This is a genomic window from Micromonospora deserti (assembly GCF_003236335.1).
In the GTDB taxonomy this organism is placed as follows: domain Bacteria; phylum Actinomycetota; class Actinomycetes; order Mycobacteriales; family Micromonosporaceae; genus Micromonospora; species Micromonospora deserti.
The window spans coordinates 1-1,067 of record NZ_POUB01000513.1; the positions used below are offsets into that span (position 1 = coordinate 1).

General features: G+C 77.0%; 1 protein-coding gene. It reads left to right on the plus strand.

Annotated features, from left to right (window positions below):
* Positions 1-937, plus strand: a 937-nt coding sequence (locus C1I99_RS31640) for a hypothetical protein (RefSeq protein ID WP_438941471.1), incomplete at its 5' end; no start/stop codon positions are given.
* Positions 938-1,067 lie beyond the last annotated feature (130 nt).

Sequence of the window (1,067 nt, forward strand, 5' to 3'; positions counted from 1 at the left end):
GCCCCGCACCACCCGGTTCGCGCCGCCGCCCGCCGAGCCGCCGCCGGTACGCGCCGCGGCCCAGCTGGCGCCACCCCCGGCCCAGGTGCCACCGCCGGCACCGGCGCAGGAACCGCCGCCGGCCGAGGTGCCCCGGTCCCGTCGCGGTGGCGGAGGCGGCGGTCGGATGTGGCAGGTGCTGGTCGGCGGCGCGGCCGTCTTCGTCCTGCTGGCGCTCTGCGGCCTCGGCGCCGCCGCCCTGCTGGTCGACCGCGATCCTGAGCCGCTGGCCACCCCGACGCAGCAGCCCGGGATGGCCCAGACCGCCGAGTCCGAGGCGAGCGACCTCGACTCCCGGGACACCGACCAGGCGCCGCTGACCGCCAAGGAACTCTTCCCCGGCAAGCGGCTCGTGGTCACCGACGGGCAGCCCGCGTACCAGGTGCTGAAGACGCACTCCAGCGCCAGCTGCGCGGTGGCGGCCACCGGGGAGGTCGCCGACCTGCTCGTCCGCCTCGGCTGCAACCAGGTGGTCCGGGCGACACTCCGCACCCCCGACGGCGACCACCTGATCACCGCCGGGTTGTTCAACCTGACCGACCGGGCCAGCGCCGAGCGTGTCCGGGACCGGGTCCGGCAGCTGCTCGACGAGCGGCAGGGCCGGTTCCGGGGCATGGCGGCCGACGAGGAGACCGAGGCGATGGCCACCTCCCCCGCCCGGGTTGGCTGGCAGGTACGCGGCCACTACCTCGCCTACGCGGTGGTCGCGCGCAGCGACGGCGGCACGATCAGATCCGGCGACACGACGGTCCGCGAGATCCTCTTCGACATGATCGAGCTGCACCTCAACCAGGGCGTGCTGGACCGGCGGGCCAACGGCGGGACCGCCGGTCAGCCCACCCCGGCGTCATCGGACGACACCGGCGCCCAGGACGGCGGCGAACTGCCGGGCGAGTGACCGGACGGACGGTGCGGGTGCGGGTGCGGGTGCGGGGCCGCGGGCCGCGCACCCGCCGCCGCGTGCCGGCCGGCGCGCCGAGCGGGGGTCACAGTGGCACCGCCCACCGTCCCGCCCCCTGCGCTACGCC